We start from the raw sequence: 24,282 nt of genomic DNA on the forward strand, positions 1-24,282 counted from the left end.
TATTATAAAGTAAAAAGGCAGTTGAAAGTTCAATTAAATCGAACTTTCAACTGCCTAATTTAAATATTGGACTTTTTCAGTGACCTCGCTAAATCCAAGTGGTCACTTTCTTTCACTCCCTACTTCGCAGTTTCCCTATAATGTTACTCGAAAAAAGTTTCCACATATCTAAGTCTTCTATAGTTTCCTAACCAACAAAAAATACAGTTATGTTACCTGGTATCAGTAACATAACTGTATCAATAAAAGCTTTACTTTTGCTGATTCTTCAGCTTTTCTAATAAACCACGTACTTTTTCTCTTTGTTTCTCTGTGTCCGCTACTAATCTTTCCACTTTATATGTGTCATTTTCGATAGAGATAAGGACAATATCTCCTTCTTTTACTTCTTCATCAAGTTCTGAAATAGCGATATGCAGTCTTTTTGTTTCATTTGGATATTTTAAAAATACTGCGAGCTCTCCTTCTACTCGATCAAGTGTGTATTTATTTGAGTTCACTCATCACTACCCCTTTCTCATTTAATAATTGCGCTGTATCTCCTTCGTTTCTCCACATTTGTCTATTCGTCCATTTCAAATGTATACCGTCTTCTTTTGCTTCAGGACCGCTTGTTACATATAAAGTTTCACCCGGCTGAATAGATATATCCGGAAAGTTATATACTTGATTGCCCGCTACGGAAACCAACTGCCACCCTTCCATGTTCACTGCTGCATTTCCTTGGTTTGTAATAGCAACGATTTCTTCCCGAACATCTTTCTCTGATATGAAAAGCGGTGTTTCTGCTACTGTTTCCTTTTCAGCAGGAAATGAATCCGCCGAAACATTATAATCTCTTCCATCTGTCTCCACTACAATATTTCCTAATTCTGCTGTACTATAAATTTCTGCGTTAGCTTTTTTCAATCTCGTCACGACGATAGGAGTAGGGTGACCATACATATTATTTTCCCCATAACTTAAAATTGCTACTTCTGGTTGAACCTCACGGATAAAAGCGTCCGAACTACTTGTATCCGAACCATGATGTCCCGCTTTTAATATAGTAGATTTTAGGTCATATTTTTTTATCATGCTTTTCTCCACAGCTGCATCAGCGTCCCCAGTTAACAAGAACGACACGTCCTTATATTGGACCTTCAACACTATAGAAGCTTCATTATTTTCGTTGGCATCATCACTCGTATGCAAGACAGTTATTTCTACATCCGAATCTAAAGGAATTGTATCACCTATACTTGGTACAACAAATGGGATATTCTTGTCCAAAATAAGCTGTAGCATTTGCTCATACGTATCTGTAGTATGCTCTTTTCCTGAATCTATGAAGTTTTTAATAGAAACGGAGTTTAATACGGAGAGCAATCCGCCAATATGATCCGCATCTGGATGAGTTGCTACCACATAATCTAACTTCTCCACTCCATGTTGCCGTAAATAATTCACTACGTCCTTTCCTTTTTCTTTTTTCCCTCCGTCAATAAGCATATTCTTCCCTGTAGGAGATTGAATGAGTATAGAATCTCCTTGTCCAACATCTATAAAATGAACACTCATTTGTTTCTCAGCGTTTGTTTCTACTTTTTTTTCTTGGCTTTCATTTTGCATTTCCATCGTGCAGCCAAATGTAACGAAAATCAAAAATGCACTTATGATTGATATTATATATTTCATTTTATACCTTCCTTTTTTATAGCCTTACTATTTTATCATAGAGAAATTCATTATAGGATTTCCATTTAATAGTTGTAAAATTTCCTTGACAATTGCCCTATGCCTGTCATAAAATTATCAATTGTGATTATAAAATGTGGTTCGAGAACCTCCCACATAAAAAAACTAAGGAGAAATGAATAATGAAAACAAAAACATTAGCAATAAGTGGTATTATTGCGGCTTTGTATGTTGCTGTCTCGCTTCTAATTGCACCTTTTGCATTTGGCGCGCTACAATTTCGTATTGCTGAAATGTTCAACCACCTAATTGTCTTTAATAAAAAATACTTTTTTGGAATAGTATTAGGAGTAATCGTAACAAATTTTTTCTCACCTCTGGGCTTGTATGACTTAGCTTTTGGTGTAGCACATTCGATTATATCCTTGTCACTCACTATTTTAGCATCCAAGTTTATTAAAGGTTATCTAGGACGTATGATTTTTAATACACTCATCTTTTCATTCATGATGTTCATCATTGCATTCGAATTGAAGCTTGTCTTTATAGATATTAAAGATACCTTCCTAGAACTTTGGTTAACTGTTGCAATAGGTGAATTCGTTGTATTAGCAGTAGGTATTGCACTTATGATTGCTTTAAACAAACGATTAAATTTCAAATCATTGATTTAAATAACGTGCACCCGATTCTAACTAGAACCGGGTGCTGTTTTTATTTTTGAATCAAACCTTTCTCCACTAAGAAATCATGCGCAACGTCTTCCGCTTTTTCTCCGTCCATATCTACTTTTGCATTCATCTTTAACATATCCTCTTCGGAAATTTTCCCTGCCAGTTCATTTAATACTTTTTCGAGTTCTGGAAACTTTTCCAACGCATCTAAACGAACAACTGGTGCAGCATCATACTTAGGGAAAAATCCTAAATCATCTTGTGTTGTCTGTAATTCAAAACGTTCAATGCGCCCATCTGTTGTAAATGCCGGAATCACATCGACTTCCCCATTTTTTACAGCCTCATACATAAGATTTGGATCGAGACTTTTCGTTTCCGTGAATGTGAAGGGATAAGAATTGATTAAATCATCAAAACCGTCTCCTTGTCGTTCATAAAAAGCATGAGGCGCCCCAAAGACCATATCCCCAAACCTAGAGACCTCTACAAGATCTGAATAAGTCTTTGCGTCATAATCTTTGTCTTTCGCATATGCTAAAGTATACGTATTTTCAAATCCTAGTGGGGTTAACCAAGTTGCTTGGAATTTTTCTTCATACCCTTTTTTCACTCGCTCCAACACACTTTCGGAGCTTTCTCCAACCTCAGATTCTTCTTTTAGGACATCCTTTAAACCTGTACCTGTATATTCTACATATAAGTCTATATCGCCTTTCTCAAGAGCTGGTGTCATAATCGCCACTTCTCCAAGTCCTTCTTTATACTCCACTTGATAATCTGTATGCTCTTCAATATATTGCCCTAAAATTTGTGGCAGTATATATTGTTCTGTCCAAGGTTTTCCACCAATAACTAGTGTTTCCTCTGAATTTGTACAGGCACCCAATAAAAGAGTCGATGCAACTCCTATCGTAACGAACATTTTCTTCATACGTCATCATCTCCCAGTCTTTAATCCTTTTGGTGTTGCTTTTTTCTCAATCCACTTCAAGATAAGATCAAACAAAATGGCTAATATTGCAACAGGTAATGCCCCTGCTAAGACGAGCGCATTATTATATGATTGCAAACCTCTATAAATAACATCACCTAATCCACCTGCCCCAACAAAAGTAGCAAGTGTCGCAATACCCACCGTCAAAACGGTAGCTGTTCGAATTCCTGCCATGATGAAGGGTAAAGCTAGCGGAAACTCAATCTGACGCAACAATTGACCTGTCGTCATTCCCATTCCACGACCTGCTTCAATAATAGATTCATCGATTGTTGTAATGCCTGTATATGTATTTCGTAAAATAGGTAAAAGTGCATAAATGATTAAGGCAATCAGTGCAGTCATCGTGCCTATTCCAATGAGTGGTACTAGAAAACCAAACAACGCTAGACTAGGAATAGTTTGAAAAATAGCAGTCACTCCAATAATCGGTTCCGCAAGTTTTCGATACCTAGCTACAAAAATTCCTAGCGGTAATGCGATACCAATGCCTATCGCTAAAGCAATAAAAGATAAATAAATATGTTGTAAAAATGCTTCTTGTATTAAATCACTTCTACTGAAAAATGTGTCTAAAAATGTTTGCATTTACGACACCTCTTCCTTTGTGAGCATTGCACGTAGAAGAGTGGATTGGTTTACAAAGCCTAATTCCTTATTTCCTTTTTTTACAAGCAAGCTTTCGATTCCTTCGTTTTCTAATAAATTGATCGCTTCTTCTACTAATATGTTTGCTTCTACGATTAAATAGGAGGATTGTTCGCTTCGTTTAAATGAAGGGATTAAATCTTGTAGCTCACGCTTTCCAATTGACTTTTTTTGATTGATACGCTCAATACCTATGAAGTCTTGAACAAATTGATTGATGGGGCTCTCTATTAGTTCAGTAGGTGTGCCTGTCTGCTCAATTTGACCGTTTCTCATAATGACAATTGTATCTGCTATTTTTAATGCTTCATCCATATCATGTGTAACAAATACGATTGTTTTCTTCAGTTTTTTTTGTATATTTTTTATTTCCATTTGTAATTGCTCTCGACTAATAGGGTCTAATGCGCTAAACGGTTCATCCATCAAAACGATAGCTGGATTTCCGGCTAACGCTCTTACTACTCCTATTCGCTGCTGTTGCCCTCCGCTCAGCTCTAGTGGATATTTAGACAAGTATTCCTTCGAATCGAGGCCAACCATTTGCATTAATTCATAAACCTGTTCCGTTGTTTTTGTTTTTGTCCATCCTTTTAAATTTGGTACAAGCGATGCATTTCTTTCAACAGACATATGTGGAAACAAGCCAATTCGTTGAATAACGTAGCCAATTGTTTTTCGAAGCTCCACTGCGTCCACTGAAGAAACAGCTTTACCACCTACATATACTTCTCCGGAGGTTGGAATTTCTAGCCGATTGATCATTTTCATCAATGTTGTTTTTCCGCAACCACTTGGACCAATAAGGACCACTAACTCTTCTGCGGGAATCGTTAATGAGACATCCTTTAGAGCTTCTGTCCCATCCTCAAACACTTTCGTTACCTTGTCAAATTGGATCAACTAATCTTTCCCCCTTATTACACTATATTTAACTGTTATTATATATACCCTAAAATGTCTGTTTGAAGCATAAAAAAACCAGATTCTCAATGTTATAGAATCTGGTTTGGTTCTTATTATTTCATCCCTGTCACTTCTGCTACAATTTCATAGGATCTTAAGCGAGCTTGATGGTCATATATCGTTGAGTTTATAATGATTTCATCTGCTCCAGTTTCCTCTAAAAATGCTTGAAGCTTCTCTTTTACTTCTGTTGGATTTCCAACAATAGTCGATTTTAATTGATGGAGAATACTTTCTTTTTCAAGTGGACTCCAAATACCATCCATCGTTTCTACTGGCGGTTGTATCTGACTAGGCGTATTTCGAATAAGACTTAAAAACTGTTGTTGATGGGTTGTAGAAAGTATTTTTGCTTCTTCTGTCGTATCTGCCGCAACGACATTGACACCAACCATTGCATATGGTTTATCTAAGACTGCTGATGGCTCAAAATAATGACGATATCTTTCAAGCGCAGGCAATGTATTTTCTGGTGAAAAATGACTTGCAAATGAAAAAGGTAATCCTAACTGACCAGCTAAAGTCGCACTAAAACCACTCGACCCAAGAAGCCAAATTGGTATATCCTGTCCTTCTCCTGGAATAGCTCGTACTCTATTGTGCTTAGAATTTGCATCTAAATAACCTCGAAGCTCTTCTAATTGCTGAGGAAACTCATGTCCGCTGCTTCTAGAATCACGTCGAAGAGCCATCGCGGTTGTCTGATCCGTTCCGGGAGCTCTACCTAATCCTAAATCTATTCTACCTGGGTACATAGCTTCAAGCGTTCCAAATTGCTCTGCTATAACAAGAGGTGCATGGTTTGGCAGCATAATGCCACCCGATCCGACACGAATTTTTTCTGTGGCTGCAGCTACATATCCCATTACGACAGAGGTTGCTGAACTTGCAATACCTGGCATACTATGATGTTCCGCAAGCCATACACGATTATATCCCCACTTCTCTGCATGCTGCGCTAAATCTTTCGTATTTTGAAAGGCTTCAGCTGGAGTAGCCCCTTGAATAATGGGCGCTAAATCTAATACGGAATATTTGATTTGATCTAAGGTTTTAGTTGCACTCAATTATCTCGTCTCCTTACTTCTAATTCATCATACTGCATTAACGATAGCGTACAACGAGGTAAAAACAAAATAATTGAACTTAAAAAGAGCAGATTCATACACCTCATCCTCGTGTAAAAAATCTGCTGCTTTTTGCTTAATTCAATTTAAAATCGGAAACTACATCTTGAAGTTTCTCAGACATTTCTGCTAAAGAACGGGATGCTGCTGTCATTTCAATCATGGATGCATATTGTTCTTCCGCTGCTGCAACAACATTTTGTGTGTAATCCGTAGATTTTTCTATAACATCTTTTGTATTATTTACTTGTGTTACAAGAACTTCCGCATTACTATTTATTCCTTGAATTTCTGATGAAATAATAGATAATTTACTATTAATAGTATTTATGTCTTCGGCTATTTTTTCGAATGTTTCACCTGCGTTTGAAACGTAATTCATACCATTTTCTATTGTTATTTTTCCTTCATTAACGGTTTGAACAGTATGAGTTGTATCTATTTGAATCTCATTAATAAGCGAGGAAATATTTTTTGCTGCATTTCCTGATTCCTCTGCTAACTTTCTTACTTCATCAGCCACTACTGCAAAACCTTTACCATGTTCGCCTGCTCGAGCAGCTTCAATTGCAGCGTTCAGAGCTAGTAAATTCGTTTGCTCTGCAATGCTCGTAATTACATTAATAATTTCCCCAATTTCTTGAGATTTTCTTTCTAATACAATCATCGCTTCTGTTGTTACCGTACTTTGATTGTTAATTTGATTCATTTGTTCCACGGTTTGTTTAATCACTTCATTACCAGAAAGAGAAGTTTTAGAAGTCTCAATGGATAGGTCATTTAATTCTTTAATATTCGTTGTTATCTCTGTAATGCTAGAGGAAATTTGGGAAACAGAGTTTTTCGCTTCCTGCACTCCAAATAACTGACTTTCTTGACCAGAAGAAATTTGTTGAATAGACTCCGTGATTTCCTCTGATGCTCTACTAGTTTGTTCACTGCTGGCAGTCAGTTCTTCAGAGGTAGCTGCTACTTGCTGTGCCGACATAGATACAGATTCAATTACTTCTCTTAAATTTGTTGTCATTGTATTTATTCCATTAGCTAGATTACCTAGCTCATCTTTATTTTTAACCTTTACATGCTCAATTGCTAAGTCTTGTTGAGCAATCAAATTTACACTATCAGCGATTAATTTAATAGGGTTACCCAGATGTCTTGCGAACAATACAATGACGATTAAACCAATTATCGTACTTAAAACTAGTGTAGTCACAATAGTCATAAGTATGGAATTAATCCCCTTATTAAAATCTTCCATATATGTTCCGGCGCTTATAACCCATCCCCAATTTGGATCTACTGTATTATAGGTGATTTTTGTTGCCGCAGTTCCAGGCTGATTTGGTAAGTCCCATTTATAATAATAATAACCTCCTCCTGCTTCTGCAGTTTTGATCATATCCTGGACAATGTATTTTCCATCAATATCTTTAGTTTCCCATGCATTGGTTCCTTCTATGGTAGGATGGGCAATTTCATCTCCATTCTTTCCATAAATCACAAAGTAACCATTTGCTCCTAAGTCTACTTTGCTCGTTATGGCCCGCTTGCCATCACTTTGTAATTCACCAAGTAAATATTGCTTCACTTGTTCTTGCGCTTCTTCTAGCGTTAGATCACCGTTTTCAACTGCCTCATTTTTAGAATCAATTAGTAAAAGTGCCATTTCTACGCCATTCTTAAGTGTTTTTTCTCCTAGCTCATCCAGATTTTTTTTAGCTGAGATATAACTACTAACCCCTATTATTAAACTAGGTATCAATAATAGACATATAGAAATGATAAAAAGTTTTGAACGTATTTTCATTTATTTTTCCCCTTTGATAAAATTGTAAGTAATAGGTTGTAGTCCTTCTATCACATCAAAATCTCAACAATTGTATGTACTTTTCGACTCCAAGTAATTTATCGACCAAAAAATATAATCTTTAATACCTAACTCATAGCAAATGTAACCTATACATTTTTTCTAATTTATTTACAAATTATAAATAAAAAGAGATCATCCCTATTGACAGGAAGGATCTCTTTTTTCGTTATTATTCTTTTACAAAATCAATCGTACTTCTTACCGTATCGATTGGGCGAACTAAACTTTCTATTTGTGCACGCTTTGGTTCTAAAAACGGTGGTAGAGATAATTTTTCTCCAAGCGTTTCATAAGGTTCATCTCCCATAAATCCTGGACCATCTGTCGCAAACTCGAACAAAATACCATTGGCAACTCTTGCGTATAAACTTTGGAAGAAGAAACGATCCACAAAACCTGATGTTTGGAATCCAAAGCTCTCCATACGATTCGTCCATTCATCTAAAACGGAACGATCTTCTACACGGAATGCTGCATGATGGACTGTTCCGAAACCTTGTCTACCAGGAGGGAGAATAATATTTTTTTCCACAATTACTTGAGCACCATTTCCTCCTTCTCCAACTTCAAACAAATGCAAAGATCCTTCCTGTGCAGTTTCTTTAAATAGCATTACTTTTTCTAACACTTCTTTCATATAATCGAACTCAGCAATTCGAATATGAATCGGTCCTAGTCCTGTAATAGCATACTCTAAAGGTATTGGGCCCTTTTGCCATGGTATTCCAGATGCAATTCCTTCATTATTTTCATCTGACACTAATTGATATTGTTGGTCATCAAAGTCTACAAAAGAAAGTACCTTTACACCGAATTGTTCTTGAATTCCAGTATGCTTCACTTCTAACCGATCAAAACGCTTTACCCAGTAATCTAGGGCAGCATCGCTTGGCACGCGGAAGCCTGTTTTATATATTTCATTTGTTCCATGAGTTCCTTTTGGGATACCTGGGAAATCGAAAAATGTCATATCTGTTCCTGCTCCACCTACATCATCGGCAAAAAACAGGTGGTATGTTTGAATATCATCTTGATTTACTGTTTTTTTAACTAAACGCATACCTAATGTATATGTGAAAAATTTATAGTTTTCTTCTGCACTACTTGTAATTGCAGTTACATGGTGCATACCTTTTAAATGATTCATATTAAATTCCTCCATTTTATATTACCTTTAATTAAAATATCTCTAATTCAAGGTAATTTTAACATGATAAAAAATCCATGTCAAACAAATAGAAACTGTCCTCAAAACTTTAAAGTATTGGGACAGTTCCTAATGTTATTATGGTCATATTTATTAGAAACATTACACGTCTATTTCTGTTCCTATTTGTTGTTCTTTTGCTTTTGCATATACACCTTTTGCAACTGCCAAATCAAAATAAGCAGCTCCTACTGATTTGAAAAAGGTGATTTCTTCCTTATTCTCTCTACCTTTTATAGCACCAACGACAAGCTGACCAATTTCTCCATAGACTTGTTCAAAAGACCATTTACCTCGCTCTTCTGCATCTATAAGCTCTCCTGCTTCCTCTTTAACACCCGCTAAGTCGTCCACAACAATTTTAGCTGCACGAGTTATAGTTGTGAGATCCACTTCATGCATATGCGGTAAATAGGAGCCAACACCATTCACATGGGCGCCAGCTTTCAAATCATCTCCATCAAAAACAGGTTCATTGGCACGAGTCGCACAGTTAATAATATCGGCTTGGCGAACAGCAGTTGCTACATCTTCTATTAGCTCATAGGCTGTTTGCACTCCAAACGCTTTGAGTTTTTCGCCAAATGCTTTTGCTTTTTCTAAGTTTCGGTTCACGAGTAGAATGAGTTCAATTGGACGGACAGCAAGTACACCAAGCACCTGTTCAAATGCCATCGCACCTGTACCAATTACTGCCAGCACTTTTGCATCTTGTTTCGCTAAATAATTTGTTGCGATTCCACTTAATGCCCCTGTCCGAAGTCTTGTTAAATAAGAGGCATTTAACATAGCTAAATGTTCTCCATTGGAAGCATCTGAGAGTAAAATGACCCCTTGGGTTGTCGCTTTTCCGTTCGCCGGATTATGCGGAAAAATAGTAACAACCTTTACCGCCGCTACTTCTCCTACTAAGTCAGCACTTGGCATATATAACGCCGAGGCTTCATATGGCGGAAATTCGATTACTGTACGATGAGGGCTTGCAATCTTTTTGGCTTCCTTCCCTTTTAATACTTCCGTAACATCTTGAATGGCATCTTTCATAAGATATGTATTGATAATTTGTTGTTCATTTACTATTAACATGCAAAAACCTCCATTAATAAAAAAACTCGTCTTTCATTAACACGAGCGAAAGACGAGATATTTTCTATTATCGCTTTATTTATTGTGCTTTGCCCAATGTATTGGAAACCTTAGACTGTTCTTTTGTGCTTTCTGTATCTACTTTGCTAATGTCATCTAAATGCTCTTGACTACGATCTTTTACTGCCCATATTGCTAACAAAGAAATAACAGCAGTGAATATAATGTAGCAGGCAACTGGAATATATGAATCATTAAACTTCAACAGTAAACTTGCCGCAACGAGTGGTGCAGTACCACCAGCCACCGCTGCACCAATTTGGTACCCAAGCGTAATTCCTGTATATCGCACTTTTGCATCAAAAATTTCGGAAAACATCGTCCCTAATACTGCAGTAATCGGTGACCAAATGATACCTAATCCAATAATCGTCGCAATAACTAATAATGCAACAGATTGCTGATGTAACATCCAGAAGTATGGGAAAGCAAAAACAATCATCCCAATAGTTCCAGTGACGTAAAGCTTTTTACGACCTATTTTATCAGAAAGACTTCCCATAATCGGTATTAAAATCGTAGTAACTATTGTAGCTATCATAACGGAATTTAACACGGCTGTTCTTGAGAATCCTAGATTTGTTGTCGCGTAAGATACGACAAACGTACCGAAGATATAGAATGGTGCTGTTTCTACTACTTTTTCCCCGATTGCGATTAGTACTTCGCGCCAATGATACTTTAACGTATCTACTATTGGCAGTTTAGGAATTTCGCCTGATTGTTGTACCTTTTTGAAGGATGGTGTTTCGTCAATTCCTTTACGAATCCATAAACCAAAAACAACTAATAATGCACTAAAGATGAAGGGAATACGCCAACCCCAAGTCATAAATGAACCTTCCGGCAGCAAAGTCATGATCGATAATGCAACAGTCCCTAGAACCATCCCTATTGTTACACCCATTTGAGGAATAGCGCCATATAATCCGCGTTTTTCTTTCGGCGCATACTCAACTGCAAGAAGTAAAGCTCCTCCCCATTCTCCTCCAATACCTAAGCCTTGAACAAGACGTAGCGTTATTAAAAGAATTGGAGCCCAAACACCTATCGCTTGATAAGTAGGAAGTAATCCCATCCCAAATGTTGCAATCCCCATTAAACTTAACGTAAGAACAAGCGTCTTCTTTCGTCCAATTCTATCGCCAATATGACTGAAGATAACTCCTCCGAATGGACGTATAAAGAAAGCCAGTGCAAATGATGCATAAGCAAGAATAGTTCCAACCGATGGATCTTCCGTAACAAAGAATAATTGGTTAAATACAAGGGCTGCTACCGTTCCATACAAAAAGTAATCAAACCATTCAATCGAACTTCCTACTAAACTAGCAATCCACACTTTCCTCATTTGTTTTGAATCCATTTTAACTCTCCCCTTTATCAAAATTGAAGTGACACTTTAATTCTCCCATTTTCATTGTAAGTAGTTTGAAATTTTCTGTCAATATACGTTGCAAATTATTTGCAATGGGCGTTCCGTAAAAAGTAATGTATGATTTACTTAAGAGTATTATAAAAGGGGTATTAAATATGTCTTCACATTCAATAGGACAGATATTAAAACAATTACGAAAAGAACGGAAGCTTACTTTAAAAAGTCTAGCAGAACTTACGGGTGTCTCAATTAGCTTCTTATCCCAAGTAGAGCGCGGTAAATCGAGCGTCACCTTAGAATCCTTGAAAAAAATTGCAGATGCATTAAAAGTAAATCCTACTATATTTTTTACCGATCATTCACAGACAGATGATTTAAATTCCATCAGACAGCAATTTTTTTACCAAGATTTATCGAATGGGATTCTTGATGCTTCCTATTTACCTATCTTAGTCACACTGCAGCCAGGGGAAAATGAAGGAAATGCCTTTGCTCATAGTGGCCATGAATTTTTATATGTTATTGAAGGTACTTTAACTGTAGTAGTAGACGAGAAAAAAGAAGAATTAGGGGAGCAACAATCAACCATGTTTGATGCAAACAAAACGCACTATTGGTATAACTTAACGAATAAACCGGTACGATTTTTAGTCGTATCCTCGAAGTAACATACATGTAAAAGGAGTGAGTACAAGAAACTCACTCCTTCTTAATATTTCAGTTTAATAAAGTTTCTTAACTCTGGGCAGTACACTTTTCAATTTACTTTTTTAACCCCATTCCAGTACATTTCTCGCAATAAGAATTTTTGGAGCTTCCCAGTTGCTGTTTTTGGTAATGTCTCTACGAACTCAAATGATTTTGGTACTTTGAAATGTGCCATAACGGATCTGCAATAGTCGATCATCTCTTGCTCCGTCACATTCTTTTCTTCACGAAGCACAACAATCGCTTTAGGGACCTCTCCCCATTTTTCATCTGGTACAGCAATAACAGCTGTCTCTAAAACATCCGGATGCTTATATAATACCCCTTCAATTTCCGTAGATGAGATATTCTCCCCACCAGAAATAATCATGTCCTTTATACGATCTTGAATTTCGATATACCCATCTGGATGTGTTACTGCCAAATCACCCGTATGGAACCAACCGTCTACGATAGCTTCTGCTGTTTTTTCCGGATCTTTGTAATAGCCTTCCATGACGACATTCCCACGCGTGATTATTTCACCAATTTCCTTACCATTCCAAGCAACTTCTTTTCCATCTTCCTGACTGACCACTTTTGTTTCCCCATTAAATGCTAGTTCAATACCTTGTCTAGCTTTTATCGTTGCTTGTTCATCCGGTGATTTATCATCGAATTCTTTTTTCCATTCGCTATATAGAATGAATGGAGATGTTTCGGTCAGTCCATAAACATGCATCATATTTAGTCCAAGAATCTCTTGCGCTTTCCCTATAAGTGCTGCCGCTGGTGGCGCTCCTGCAGTGCCCATTCGAGGTTTTGTTGTAATCTTCACTTCTTTTGCTTTTGGTTCATTCACTAGCATATTTACAACGGTAGGTGCACCACATAATAAGCTGATTTTATGTTTTTCAAATAGATCCAAAATAAGCGGTGGATCTACCTTACGTAAGCACACATGTGTTGCTCCAGTGGCGGTAATTGCCCACACCCCACCCCAACCATTCGCATGGAACATCGGCAATGTATGAAGATACACATCATCATGCTTTACACTTAGATGATACATAAAGTTAGCTGCATTTAAGTAATTACCTCGATGTGTTAGCATAACCCCTTTTGGTTTGGAAGTCGTACCACTTGTATAATTTAATGTAAGTAATTGATTTTCATCTATATCCACTTTTGGAAGTGAAGCATCATCAAAGTCTTGATTGATAAATTCTTCATAATAAATACCTTCCAATAAATTCGTATGCCCTTCCACTGCAACAACAATAATTTTTTCTAAGGACAAGCTATCGCGGATTCCTTCTATTAAATGACTATATTCTTCATCCACAATGAGTATTTTAGAATCACTATGTTTGATAATGTATTCTAAGTCTTCTGCAATTAATCGATAATTTAAAGGGACATGTACAGCGCCGAGCTGACAAATCCCATAAAAACTTTCTAACATATAATGGGTATTTGGCAACATGACTGCAATATGATCTCCTTTTTGAACTCCAGCCTTTGCTAAAGCAATAGATAGTCTATCCGTCCGTTCCCCAAACTCTTCATATGTAAACTGTTTCTCTCCATCGATTACCGCAGTTTTTTTCGGATAATATTTGATCGCTCTTCTTTTCCAATCTAATGGTGTTAATGCAGCAAACATTCCAACCAACTCCTCTTTTAGAATGAAATTTCTTTTTGTACGATTGATCCAAAGACCCCTTTTTGCTTAAGTGTGTCTATCGTATCTTTGTTATGACCCATTTCCCTTAAGATTTCTTCTGAGTCATTTCCTGTGTTCACCCCTGCAAAACGGTAGTTTGCTTGTTGCGTGGAAAATTTAATAGGAAAAGCAATTTGACTCTGCGTACCTCCTTCTTTCTTTGGTACAGCAACTATCATTTCTCTTGCTTTTATTTGTGGATGATTAACAGCTTCCGAGAAACTCAATACTGGTTCAATGCACCCATCAAAGCCCTCTTCTAGAATACTTACCCATTCATATAAAGTTTTTTGCTTAATAGCTTTTTCTAGAATTTCTTTAAAAGCCTGCTGTTCTTCTTTACGTTCACTACTGCTTAACTTTATTAAACTAGGGTCGCCGATTAACTCACACAGCATCGCTTGAAATGGTGGCTCTAAACTACCAATAGACAGATAACGTTTATCTTTCGTTTCATAGTAATCATAGAAAGAGCCTCCATTTAATAATAAGGATTCAGGCTCAGGCTCTTCCTTACCTACTAGATATCCAGGGCCATACATTGCATTCAGTGAAAAAGATACATCTGTAATGCTTATATCAATCCGCTGACCTTCTCCAGTTTTTTCACGATGATAGACAGCCGCTAAAATCCCTATTACAGCAGGCATGGAACCTCCTGCAATGTCAGCTACCTGCACTCCTGCTGGTACAGGAAGCTGATCTTTTCTAAAGGAATAACTCGAAAGACCAGCCAATGATAAATAGTTAATATCATGTCCTGCACGATTACGTAGAGGACCAGTTTGTCCGTATCCAGTAATGGAGCAAAAAATAATTTTAGGATTGATTTCTTTTAACTTTTCATACCCTATTCCCAATTTATCCATTACTCCTGGACGAAATTGTTCGATAACAATATCGTATTCTTGTATCAGTTGATAGATGATTTCTTTCGCTTCACTCTGTTTTAGATCCAATGCTAAAGAACGCTTAGAACGATTTAAATGTCCAAAAGTAGCGGATACTTCCCCATCGATTGGGCCCAAATATTTTACTAAGTCCTCTCGATTTGGGGCTTCCACTTTCAACACTTCTGCTCCCATATCTGCTAACATCATAGTGGCAAATGGTCCAGGCAGTAAGGTCGAAAAGTCTAAAACTTTCAACCCATTTAAGATTCCCAAGTACTCACACCTCCGCACTGTTTAATTTTTAGAAACTTACAAATTTTCTCTCTATTATTATATTGTAGTGATTATTGTATCCGTTTTCAATAGTCGTTATATTAAAATTCTCTGATTGTTTTCTTTCTCTTATTCTCGGGAATATATATGTGGAAATGATGCAAGTAGGAGGAAACAAAGATGGTTAAAAAGCAAAAGAAGCGGATATTTATCGGATTTCTATGTCTGTTCGCTCTTATCTATATAGCGGTTATTTTATGGCATACGTATAAACCACTGCCAGAAGGGGTTTCCTTCGAAGGGAATATACATAAAACGAATCATGTAGAATTTATAACAGACCTTACCTATGCACAAGATCGGGAAGGAACTGGAATGATACATGAAAATCATATTTTTGAGGAAGTAAATACAATGATTAACGAGGCAAAAGAATTTGTCGTCGTCGATTTTTTCTTGTTTGATGGTTATTATGATGAAGATGAAGACTTCCCCAAAATTGCAGACAACTTATCTACTACCCTCGCGAATAAGAAAGAAGAGAATCCTAATATGCCAGTAGTATTCATTACTGATCCGCTCAATCGTGGTTACGGATCTTATGAAAATGAATGGTTCAAAAAAATGAGAGATGCTGGTGTAGAAATAGTCTATACCGACTTGGATCCATTGCGGGACTCCACTCCAATTTACTCAGGCATTTATCGAATATTTTTTCAGTGGTTTGATATTGGAGGAAAGGGCTGGATAGCAAACGCGATGGCAAGTGATGCACCTAAAATGACAATTGCTTCGTATATGACATTACTGAATGTGAAGGCAAATCATCGAAAAGCAGTCATAACAGAAAAGGAAGCAATGGTGACGTCTTCCAATCCACATGATGCGAGCGGCTTTCATGGAAATATTGCATTAACAGTAGATGGTCCTATCATTAATGATATTTTAAAGTCAGAAGAGGTAGTAACTTTGTTCTCTGGTGGTCCTAAACTTCCGCGCATCGAAGCAGAAGAAGTAAAGGGAGAATATGAAGTGCAATATTTAACAGAGAAAAAGATTTTAGATAAGTTACTTGCAGATGTAGCAGTTACCAAAAAAGGAGACAAAATTTGGCTTGGTATGTTTTTTGTAGCAAAGCGGGATATTGTCAATGCATTAATCGATGCTGCAAACCGCGGAGTAGAAGTAAATCTAATACTTGATCCAAATGAAAACTCCTTTGGCCAAGAAAAATCAGGTTTACCAAATCGCCCCGTCGTCCAAGAAATGGTGGAAGATACAGAAGGAAAAATGAACATCAGGTGGTATAACACCGTTATCGGCCAATATCACACGAAAGCAATTTGGATTCAAACGAAAAAGCACACAATCATTTCAAACGGGTCTGCTAACTACACAGAACGCACATTGGACAATTATAATTTAGAAAATAACTTGCGAGTTCTTGCACCAAATGATAGTGAGCTTGTCTTACAAATGGAAGATTATTTCGAACGACTTTGGAATAATGAAGACGCTATGTATACAGTAGATTTAGAGGAATTTCAGGATGGATTTACTTGGTGGCAACGATGGATATACTCACTACAAAAGCTATTAAAAATTACAACCTATTAAAGTAATAACCCCGAATCTAGCATTTATCATTACGCCTAAGATTCGGGGCTTTAGTTGTTAGTCCTTCCGAGCGGGAAATAAAAACTTAATACTATTCGGAAAGTATTGAAGGAAGAAAGAGTCTTCATGCGTACCAAGTGGATCCGTTTCAAACTTTATGCTTTTGTTTGGATCTGAACTCGCTTCCTGCAAAATATGATAAGCAATCTTATTGTTTGGAACCATCCATTTCTGAGCATTAGACTTTTTCATACCTTCTCGTTCTCCAACGTACATATAAATATTCAAATCATCCGCCAACAAAGAGTCTTTCATGAATGATATAAAATCTTTAAACCAGAGAGAAGCGGAGATTAATATAAAGTTATTAAATACGCTTTCTGTCCTATACATTGCGTAAAGGGTGATTAATCCACCTAAAGACACGCCACCCAACGCCATATTTCTAGCCTCCGACGAGATACGAAAATGCTTTTGCACATATGGAACTATCGTTTGATAAATAGATTCCAAATATACATCTCCTTTACCACCGAATGACCAATTTCCGAATAGTGCTTCTTGTTCCCAAGGTGTATACTCATCATTTCTTTTTTCAGACTCTATTCCAACAAAAACAACCGGCTCCGTCACACCTGCTCTTACATTTTGTTCAATTACATCGATCGACCTTCTAAATAAAAAGTCTCCATCATGTAAAAAAACGACTGGAAAAATGCGTTCAGCATCCAACTTGTACTCGATAGGCAAGTACATAATTATTTTACGCCTCAATATTTCTAACTCGATAAACTCTCCTTCAACCTTCGAAGTCACTTGTCTTCCTCCTTATTTATTCATAAAGCGAAAGGCTCTACTCATAATGGTGGGAACCACAGAGGCATGGTTTTCATCTTGTGCAATATACAACTCAACTTCCAATTGTTCTGTTTTGTGCTCGCTCATTTTTGCATACAATTGCTTGGCATCATCGACCATAAAATCCTCTTCACTGCCAACCAACATTAACAACTTTCTATGGGCATGTGGCAAGCCTTCCTGAAAATATTGTTCTGCATGCATGAATAACTCATGCTCATTCCACCAAATAGAAGGGCTAGTTGCTACATAATAAGGGAACAAATCTGGACGTTTAAATAAAGCCCAAACTACAAATAATCCACTTAATGAATGACCAAATAGTGTCTGTTTATCCCTATTAACCGCATATTTTTCATTAATAACCGGCATCAATTCTTGCTCGATAAACGCTAGAAGCTTTTCTGCTCCGCCATGATCCCAAATTTGTGTTCCTTTGAAACGTTCTGGGTATTTATATGTTTCAGCGAAAGGTGTAAACTCATAAAATCTTCTTTTTCCTACGTCTTCTTTCGTACCTTTATGTCCGATTCCTACAACAATTGCAGGAGAGATGAGCGTTTTTGGACCATTTCCTGCTTGCAATCGTACAACATCACGACCAAACTGGAAATACCAATTCCCATCTAACATATAATAGATTGGAAACCCTTTTTCTGGCGCTTCTTCATTGGGAATGGACACTTTTATGTCATACGTATAATCCATTATGTTTGATTTCATTTCCCAAAACTCTGTATCTTCTAGCCAAACTTTATCCATCATTTCTTCATCCTCCATTTTATCCCGCATTACGGGTAATACGACGCCCTGTGTGCCCTTCCCCACTGTTTGAAGTTTAACCTTAAATATCATAGCCATAACAAACAGGCGAGCCATTCTCTTCATCTATCATTATTTTGGCGTCAATTTGAAAGACGCGCTTCATTACATCCTTCGTTAATATTTCTGACGGTGTTCCAACTGTAATAATTTCTCCGTCTTTCATGGCAATCAGTTCATCTGAAAAGCGAGCAGCATGATTAATATCATGCAGTACCATCACAATTGTACATTGATGTTTTTTATTTAAATCGTCTACAATTTTAAGCATTTCCAATTGATGTGCCATATCTAAGTAAGTGGTAGGTTCATCAAGCAACAGAATGTCAGTTTCTTGTGCTAATGCCATAGCTAGCCATACTTTTTGGCGTTGCCCGCCTGACAACTGACTGATTTCTCTTTTTCGAAATTGGGTTGTCTTCGTCACTTCCATTGCCCATTCAATTACTTCGATGTCTTTTTTGGAAAGAGTTCCAACATTTTTTCGATGGGGATAACGACCATATGATATAAGCTCTTCCACTTTTAGTTGTGCAGGTGCTTCTGGATTTTGTGACAGCAGTGCAAGCTGCTTTGCTATTTCTTTTGTGGAGATTGCTTGCATATTTTGCTCTTGTAAATAGACATTTCCGCTAGTTTGCTTTAAAATTCGTCCGATTGTTTTTAAAAGCGTGGATTTTCCGCATCCATTTGGTCCAATAATCGTTGTAATTTTACCTTCTTGAATAGATGTACTCAAATTAGTAAAAACGGTTTGCTTTTCGTAACCGGAACATAATTCCTCTACTCGCAATACACTGTTTACCATTAAAATCCTCCTATGCTCTAGATTTTACTAACAAATATAAAAAGTAAGGAATTCCAATGATAGACACTACAATTCCTACTGGTAATTCGGAAGGCTCAAATACAGTCTTTGCAATATAATCAGAAAAAACAAGTAAAAACATTCCAATCATTGCACTCATCGGTAGGACAAAACGATGTTGAATACCGACAAGTCGTTTGGCAATATGCGGTGCCATCAAACCGATAAATCCAATGCCTCCAGAAACGGAAACACAAGCACTAACTATACCAACACTGCTTAATAACAAAATAGACTTTTCCTTTTCTACGGAAATTCCAAGACTCTTTGCACTTGCCTCTTCTAGTTGAAAATAATCTAACAAATGACTTTTTCGATAAATGACATATCCCAAAATGACAATCCACGGTAACATTGATAAAACAAACGACCAGTTTGCACTATAAATACTACCTGCTATCCAAACTGCTGCCATCTCATAATCACTGGCATTCATTTTAAGTGATGTATAGAGAGACAATGCGCCAAACCCACTACTTATCGCTATACCAGTTAAAATAAGCCGTTGCATATCCAATACGCCATTTCGCCAAGAAAAAAGATAGATTAAACCAGCTGCTACCGCCCCTCCGACAAAGCCAAAAAGTGGCATCATTAAAATTGAAGACCAACTATCATCCGTCAAGTTATTAGAAGACATTTGAAAAAAGAACATAAAAATAACTATAGATGCCCCAGCTCCTGCATTAATACCTAAAATACCCGGATCAGCTAAGCCATTTCTCGTTACTCCTTGAATAACAGTCCCTGCCATTCCTAAACCGATTCCTACTAATGCGGCAATAACAATACGAGGTAAACGAAACTCAAAAATAACTAAGTCGTGTTTCTCATTGGGATCTATTCGTAGCATTGTCTTCACCACATCCATGACAGACATGTCAAATGCTCCATTTGTAATATGAAAATAAAAAGCAACGAATGTTAGCCCTATAAAAACGAGCATCATTGTTAAGAAGCGACCAAACTGTTCTTTACGCACGCTGTTCTCCTCCTCTCGTCCGAATTAAATAAAGGAAGAAAGGAACACCGATAATCGCTGTTACTACCCCAACAGGCGTTTCAAACGGAAAGTTAATAAATCTACTGATAACATCACAAAACGCTAAAAAAACTGCGCCAATAACGGCAGAGCAGGGGATGGCAAAACGATAGTCCACTCCAACGATAAAGCGAGTTATATGTGGAATGACTAGACCAACAAATGCAATTTTTCCGACTAATGCAACTGCAGTTCCCGTTAAACACACAACCGATAAAATACTAATCGCCTTCACCCATTTTGTTCGTTGTCCTAAATTGACTGCTATGTCTTCTCCTAACGAAGAAATCGTTACCGATTTGGCGATACTCAGAGCAAGTATTAGCCCAACTAAACCAAAAGGAATGGATAGCACTAGCATATCGGGATTTACTGTATGTATTTTTGCGTTATACCAAACGCTGACACTTTGCGAAACTTGAAAATACATTGCAACCGCTGATGCAATACTGCTAAGGAACGTTCCAATAACTGTCCCAATAATCGCTAGCCTAACAGGTGATAATCCACCTTTTATAAGCGACCCAAAGCCGAATACTAAACCGGCCCCAATGGCAGAACCAACCATTGATAGTAAAATCATTTGATAATTTGGTAATCCTGGAAAAAACACCATCGCCAACGTAATAACAAATGCCGAACCGTCATTTACACCCATAATGGAAGGGGATGCAAGATAATTTCGTGTGATGCCTTGCATCACAGAACCAGCAACTGCTAAAAATGCGCCAACTAATAAAGCAGCGATTACGCGCGGTAATCGAGATGTTCTAATAATGTTGTGATCCACATTATTAGCGTCGAATTGCGTAATCGCTTGCCATACAGTTAATGCACTAATATCCTTTGCACCATATAAAACGGATAAGACAATTGCTAGTACGATGAACACTGGAGAGGTTACTAGAATAGTAGTTGCTATCCAATTTGTCTTGTTCATTTACATTCATCGCACCTTATCTTTTACTTCAGTAAGTCTTCAATTGCCGCGTCTAAAAATTTCACTTTCGACCATGCAGTTCCACCTTGTGCTAATGGATCTACAGCATTCACAAATACATGATCGTTTTTAGCAGCTTCTACGCTTTTGAAAATAGGGTTATTTAATAAATCGTCAAGCGCAGTTGCATTATCTGTATTTTCGCTCGTTTCAAATTGTAAGAAGATATAATCTGGATTAATCTCCGCTAAAGCTTCCAGTGAAAGTTCAGCCTGTGCCTCCGTTTTAGTAATTACTTCTGGAACAGTTACACCTAAATCTTCATAAATTACTGGGTTTAAATAAACGCCTGCTGGATAAACACACATGCTGCCTTGACGAATACGAACAACTAAGACACTTTTATCTTTTAAAGATTCTTGAATTTTCCCTTTCGCTTCAGAAGCCTTTGCATCATAATCTGTAATAATACTTTCTGCTTCAGCATCTTTTCCCGTTAATTGACCTAGTAATCTTAAATTCTCTTTCCAGTTAGTTGAAATATGAGAATAAGGAATCATTGTTTGGATTTTGTTTAAGGATGATACGACATCCTCACCATGTTTAGAGGAGCCTAAAATAACATCAGGATCTAACGCTAAAATCGCCTCATTGTTTGGTGCAAATTTATCCCCAACTAATGATGCACCTTCTAGTTCTTTTGCTAAATAACCTGGAATTTCACCGGCAATTTCCAATACTCCCACTGGCTTTACCCCTAAAATTGCTGCGTCTTCCATTGACTCAAGACTAGCGGCCACAATATTATTCACCTGTGCTGGTAAGACATAATCTTCCCCTAAATATGTAATCGTTTGTTCTGTGGTAGCTTCTTCTTTAACCTCTGTTTTCGCTTCTTGTTCTACATCCGCAACCTCTTCCGTTTTTTCTTCTTTTGCAGTTGCTTCCTTTTCTTGATCACTGCATGCAGCTAAAGTTAAAGCTAGTAGTGCCGATGCACCAATAAACCAATACTTTCTCATTGTCATTTTATAACTAACTCCTTTTCATATTTATTAAACTAGGCCGAGTTTAATTGATAACGATTATCATTATCATAATACGTCATTAAAAATAGAATTACAATACTATTTTTAAAAAAATTAGTACATTAAGAATAGATATTTTTTATCAGATATTAAGATATGTCTTTCTATGCATTTCAAAAGAACAAAAGTGCTACTGAGTATATCTCTGCCCCAATATGTCGAATGGAAATGTGCAATTATATTGGGATGCCGCACATTATAGGGAAACTGTGCGGTAGGTGGTTGATGAAGTGTCCGCCGTGATTTTCACTACATTCGGACGCTTTCCGTGGGGTGAGCGATGAGCCATCCCCTCCGCTTTGGGCGTCGTTGGGATGTCTCATTAGCCCACTCATCCCACAGGAGTCGCCGTCTGTAGCAAAAATCAATGGTAATCTCTTTTTTATTAATGTTCGAGTTGCTAAAAACAAAAACATCAACATCCTCAACCCTATTTGGATTGAATGAATCCAATAAATGGCTAAGGGCAACCAAAAAGCTGTCAAAATCAACCAGTTTTAGTCTGAGAGCAAACAATTTCGATAAAGCAAGTTTACTTGGATTAGGACGCCGAAAACTACTGCGCAGTCTGCTCATAACTTAAGTATCTCCCTGCATTATTATCCGGTTAATGGATAAGGGCGATCAAAAGCTGTTGAAAGCAACCAGTTCTAGTCTGAGAGCAACCAATCGAATGTTAAGAGCAACTAGAGGCAGTCTGAAAGCAACCAAATTACCCCTGAGAGCAACCAATTTTCCTAAAACAAGTAAACTTGGATTGAGATGAAAATAATAATAGAGCATTGACTAAGATTACTTTTCCAAAATCTTCGTATTGCTCGGCTTCGTCACGTTCCACTGTTTATTGGCATTCAATAGTTGGAAAACCTTTGAAGGAGTTTTATATGTCAAACAGTGACGGCTATTAGATAGCGTTATGCTTCATAGATTGTAGCGGAAGGGCATCTTAGCTTGAGGTGAAGACCCTGGACTGAGCGTAGCGAAGGAAGCGGCTGAAGCCAAGCCGGCGGAAAGCGTCCGACCTGCAGTGAAAATCTAGCGGACACTTCATCAACCAACTATGTCGCAGTTTCCCTATACTTATCGACGAGCCAAAGAGAGCTTATAACTCCCTAAGCCATAAAAACACCTAGCTCTGACACAATTTAAAATTGTATCGAACTAGGTGTTCAAAACATTACTTATCAATCCATAAGCTCTCTTTTAGTATATTCGATTAACCAGCAATCCCGATATTCACCTTCGTGGAGCTCGTTTTTAGGCAAGAGCTTAACTTTCTTAAATCCACATTTTTCATAACAGCGGATTGCTCTTTCATTCCATGTTTGAGGATCCATCACCACTCTGTCTGCTTGTTTTTGTTCAAGTAAAAACTTCACAGTAGAGTTCACTAAGAGTGTTCCTATACCTTTATTCCAATAGGCAACTTCTCCAATGAATTGATCCATACCATATAAAACTTCAGTGATATCTGCATAACCATATAATTTTCGCTCATCACGATCCACTGGATAAAATTGAATATATCCAATTGGAGCTTTGTCAAACTCGATAATACACCTGACTACTTCATTTTCATGGTTGTAAAATTTCTCCTTCACTTTTTTGGCGTCAAATGGGTTGTCTCTTCCTTCATAAAACTCTAGCACAGCTGGATCGGAAAGCCATTTGGCTAATAAAGAACTGTCTTGTTGCTCTAATAATCGAACAGATAGCTTGTCATTTTGAAATAACATCTTCCACGCTCCCCCTTTTAGTTAACTTCGAGATCTTTT

22 protein-coding genes and 1 riboswitch are annotated in these 24,282 nt (G+C 37.3%); of the genes, 3 read left to right on the plus strand and 19 right to left on the minus strand.

All coding sequences use genetic code 11. The annotated features are described in order from the left end of the window. Window positions 1-251 precede the first annotated feature (251 nt). Window positions 252-500: a DUF3006 domain-containing protein gene (locus ACIP9W_RS17895; protein WP_400792125.1), complete on the minus strand. Its 249-nt coding sequence runs from the start codon at window positions 498-500 to the stop codon at window positions 252-254. Further along, a complete protein-coding gene (locus tag ACIP9W_RS17900) occupies window positions 487-1,677 on the minus strand; it encodes an MBL fold metallo-hydrolase (RefSeq protein ID WP_400792128.1) in 1,191 nt (396 codons plus the stop codon). The genes ACIP9W_RS17895 and ACIP9W_RS17900 overlap by 14 nt, the downstream gene beginning before the upstream one ends. A gap of 130 nt (window positions 1,678-1,807) precedes the next feature. Further along, a riboswitch (PreQ1 riboswitch) is annotated at window positions 1,808-1,852 on the plus strand. Window positions 1,853-1,859: 7 nt separating this feature from the next. On the opposite strand from ACIP9W_RS17900, the gene ACIP9W_RS17905 reads away from it, so the two are divergent. Then, window positions 1,860-2,351: a QueT transporter family protein gene (locus tag ACIP9W_RS17905; protein WP_400792130.1), complete on the plus strand. Its 492-nt coding sequence runs from the start codon at window positions 1,860-1,862 to the stop codon at window positions 2,349-2,351. Window positions 2,352-2,391: 40 nt separating this feature from the next. Here the strand turns inward: ACIP9W_RS17905 and ACIP9W_RS17910 are convergent, their stop codons facing one another. From ACIP9W_RS17910 to ACIP9W_RS17945, 8 genes are all read right to left on the minus strand, one after another. Then, entirely contained in the window at window positions 2,392-3,285 is an 894-nt protein-coding gene (locus ACIP9W_RS17910; protein WP_400792132.1) for a glycine betaine ABC transporter substrate-binding protein, read from the minus strand. Window positions 3,286-3,291: 6 nt separating this feature from the next. Beyond that, entirely contained in the window at window positions 3,292-3,936 is a 645-nt protein-coding gene (locus ACIP9W_RS17915) for an ABC transporter permease (protein WP_400792135.1), read from the minus strand. Continuing rightward, the gene (locus ACIP9W_RS17920; protein ID WP_400792137.1) at window positions 3,937-4,899 is read right to left on the minus strand and encodes an ABC transporter ATP-binding protein; all 963 of its coding nucleotides are present in this window, start codon (window positions 4,897-4,899) and stop codon (window positions 3,937-3,939) included. It abuts the gene before it with no gap. A gap of 116 nt (window positions 4,900-5,015) precedes the next feature. After that, window positions 5,016-6,029, minus strand: a complete 1,014-nt coding sequence (locus ACIP9W_RS17925) for an LLM class flavin-dependent oxidoreductase (RefSeq protein ID WP_400792139.1) — start codon at window positions 6,027-6,029, stop codon at window positions 5,016-5,018. Window positions 6,030-6,165: 136 nt separating this feature from the next. Next, window positions 6,166-7,899 (minus strand): methyl-accepting chemotaxis protein, encoded by a 1,734-nt coding sequence (locus ACIP9W_RS17930; RefSeq protein ID WP_400792141.1) that lies wholly within the window; start codon window positions 7,897-7,899, stop codon window positions 6,166-6,168. Between the two features lie 232 nt (window positions 7,900-8,131). Further along, entirely contained in the window at window positions 8,132-9,109 is a 978-nt protein-coding gene (locus tag ACIP9W_RS17935) for a ring-cleaving dioxygenase (protein WP_400792143.1), read from the minus strand. A 162-nt stretch (window positions 9,110-9,271) separates the two neighbouring features. Next, window positions 9,272-10,255, minus strand: coding sequence for an ornithine cyclodeaminase family protein (locus ACIP9W_RS17940; protein WP_400792145.1), 984 nt, complete (start codon window positions 10,253-10,255; stop codon window positions 9,272-9,274). Between the two features lie 79 nt (window positions 10,256-10,334). Next, window positions 10,335-11,681 carry an MFS transporter gene (locus tag ACIP9W_RS17945; RefSeq protein WP_400792147.1) on the minus strand — a complete coding sequence of 449 codons (1,347 nt, stop codon included), beginning with the start codon at window positions 11,679-11,681 and terminating at the stop codon, window positions 10,335-10,337. Between the two features lie 167 nt (window positions 11,682-11,848). Between ACIP9W_RS17945 and ACIP9W_RS17950 the strand changes: the two genes are divergently transcribed. Then, on the plus strand, window positions 11,849-12,361 hold the full coding sequence (locus tag ACIP9W_RS17950) for a helix-turn-helix domain-containing protein (protein WP_400792149.1): 513 nt from the start codon (window positions 11,849-11,851) through the stop codon (window positions 12,359-12,361). An 89-nt stretch (window positions 12,362-12,450) separates the two neighbouring features. On the opposite strand, the gene ACIP9W_RS17955 is transcribed toward ACIP9W_RS17950, so the two are convergent. Then, window positions 12,451-14,046: a long-chain-fatty-acid--CoA ligase gene (locus tag ACIP9W_RS17955; protein ID WP_400792151.1), complete on the minus strand. Its 1,596-nt coding sequence runs from the start codon at window positions 14,044-14,046 to the stop codon at window positions 12,451-12,453. Window positions 14,047-14,063: 17 nt separating this feature from the next. Further along, a complete protein-coding gene (locus tag ACIP9W_RS17960) occupies window positions 14,064-15,272 on the minus strand; it encodes a CaiB/BaiF CoA transferase family protein (protein WP_400792154.1) in 1,209 nt (402 codons plus the stop codon). Between the two features lie 180 nt (window positions 15,273-15,452). Between ACIP9W_RS17960 and ACIP9W_RS17965 the strand changes: the two genes are divergently transcribed. Further along, window positions 15,453-16,889 carry a phospholipase D family protein gene (locus ACIP9W_RS17965; RefSeq protein ID WP_400792156.1) on the plus strand — a complete coding sequence of 479 codons (1,437 nt, stop codon included), beginning with the start codon at window positions 15,453-15,455 and terminating at the stop codon, window positions 16,887-16,889. A 57-nt stretch (window positions 16,890-16,946) separates the two neighbouring features. On the opposite strand, the gene ACIP9W_RS17970 is transcribed toward ACIP9W_RS17965, so the two are convergent. From ACIP9W_RS17970 to ACIP9W_RS18000, 7 genes are all read right to left on the minus strand, one after another. Further along, the gene (locus tag ACIP9W_RS17970) at window positions 16,947-17,705 is read right to left on the minus strand and encodes an alpha/beta hydrolase (RefSeq protein WP_400792158.1); all 759 of its coding nucleotides are present in this window, start codon (window positions 17,703-17,705) and stop codon (window positions 16,947-16,949) included. A gap of 12 nt (window positions 17,706-17,717) precedes the next feature. Then, window positions 17,718-18,512, minus strand: a complete 795-nt coding sequence (locus ACIP9W_RS17975; RefSeq protein ID WP_400792160.1) for an alpha/beta hydrolase — start codon at window positions 18,510-18,512, stop codon at window positions 17,718-17,720. Window positions 18,513-18,591: 79 nt separating this feature from the next. Continuing rightward, complete coding sequence (locus tag ACIP9W_RS17980; protein WP_400792162.1) at window positions 18,592-19,377, minus strand: ABC transporter ATP-binding protein; 786 nt, start codon at window positions 19,375-19,377, stop codon at window positions 18,592-18,594. Between the two features lie 10 nt (window positions 19,378-19,387). After that, window positions 19,388-20,419 (minus strand): FecCD family ABC transporter permease, encoded by a 1,032-nt coding sequence (locus tag ACIP9W_RS17985; RefSeq protein WP_400792164.1) that lies wholly within the window; start codon window positions 20,417-20,419, stop codon window positions 19,388-19,390. Then, a complete protein-coding gene (locus ACIP9W_RS17990; protein WP_400792166.1) occupies window positions 20,412-21,419 on the minus strand; it encodes a FecCD family ABC transporter permease in 1,008 nt (335 codons plus the stop codon). The genes ACIP9W_RS17985 and ACIP9W_RS17990 overlap by 8 nt, the downstream gene beginning before the upstream one ends. 23 nt (window positions 21,420-21,442) lie before the next feature. Then, window positions 21,443-22,441: an ABC transporter substrate-binding protein gene (locus tag ACIP9W_RS17995; protein ID WP_400792392.1), complete on the minus strand. Its 999-nt coding sequence runs from the start codon at window positions 22,439-22,441 to the stop codon at window positions 21,443-21,445. Between the two features lie 1,250 nt (window positions 22,442-23,691). After that, window positions 23,692-24,243 (minus strand): GNAT family N-acetyltransferase, encoded by a 552-nt coding sequence (locus ACIP9W_RS18000; protein WP_400792168.1) that lies wholly within the window; start codon window positions 24,241-24,243, stop codon window positions 23,692-23,694. Window positions 24,244-24,282 lie beyond the last annotated feature (39 nt).

It is taken from the genome of Psychrobacillus sp. NPDC093180, from assembly GCF_044754065.1.
GTDB lineage: Bacteria > Bacillota > Bacilli > Bacillales_A > Planococcaceae > Psychrobacillus.

Coding starts and splice junctions, on each gene's coding strand:
- ACIP9W_RS17905 (WP_400792130.1), top strand. CDS start 1,860: ATGAAAACAAAAACATTAGCAATAAGTGGTATTATTGCGGCTTTGTAT.
- ACIP9W_RS17910 (WP_400792132.1), bottom strand. CDS start 3,285: ATGAAGAAAATGTTCGTTACGATAGGAGTTGCATCGACTCTTTTATTG.
- ACIP9W_RS17915 (WP_400792135.1), bottom strand. CDS start 3,936: ATGCAAACATTTTTAGACACATTTTTCAGTAGAAGTGATTTAATACAA.
- ACIP9W_RS17950 (WP_400792149.1), top strand. CDS start 11,849: ATGTCTTCACATTCAATAGGACAGATATTAAAACAATTACGAAAAGAA.
- ACIP9W_RS17965 (WP_400792156.1), top strand. CDS start 15,453: ATGGTTAAAAAGCAAAAGAAGCGGATATTTATCGGATTTCTATGTCTG.
- ACIP9W_RS17975 (WP_400792160.1), bottom strand. CDS start 18,512: ATGATGGATAAAGTTTGGCTAGAAGATACAGAGTTTTGGGAAATGAAA.
- ACIP9W_RS17945 (WP_400792147.1), bottom strand. CDS start 11,681: ATGGATTCAAAACAAATGAGGAAAGTGTGGATTGCTAGTTTAGTAGGA.
- ACIP9W_RS17930 (WP_400792141.1), bottom strand. CDS start 7,899: ATGAAAATACGTTCAAAACTTTTTATCATTTCTATATGTCTATTATTG.
- ACIP9W_RS17995 (WP_400792392.1), bottom strand. CDS start 22,441: ATGAGAAAGTATTGGTTTATTGGTGCATCGGCACTACTAGCTTTAACT.
- ACIP9W_RS17935 (WP_400792143.1), bottom strand. CDS start 9,109: ATGAATCATTTAAAAGGTATGCACCATGTAACTGCAATTACAAGTAGT.
- ACIP9W_RS18000 (WP_400792168.1), bottom strand. CDS start 24,243: ATGTTATTTCAAAATGACAAGCTATCTGTTCGATTATTAGAGCAACAA.
- ACIP9W_RS17900 (WP_400792128.1), bottom strand. CDS start 1,677: ATGAAATATATAATATCAATCATAAGTGCATTTTTGATTTTCGTTACA.
- ACIP9W_RS17980 (WP_400792162.1), bottom strand. CDS start 19,377: ATGGTAAACAGTGTATTGCGAGTAGAGGAATTATGTTCCGGTTACGAA.
- ACIP9W_RS17955 (WP_400792151.1), bottom strand. CDS start 14,046: ATGTTTGCTGCATTAACACCATTAGATTGGAAAAGAAGAGCGATCAAA.
- ACIP9W_RS17990 (WP_400792166.1), bottom strand. CDS start 21,419: ATGAACAAGACAAATTGGATAGCAACTACTATTCTAGTAACCTCTCCA.
- ACIP9W_RS17940 (WP_400792145.1), bottom strand. CDS start 10,255: ATGTTAATAGTAAATGAACAACAAATTATCAATACATATCTTATGAAA.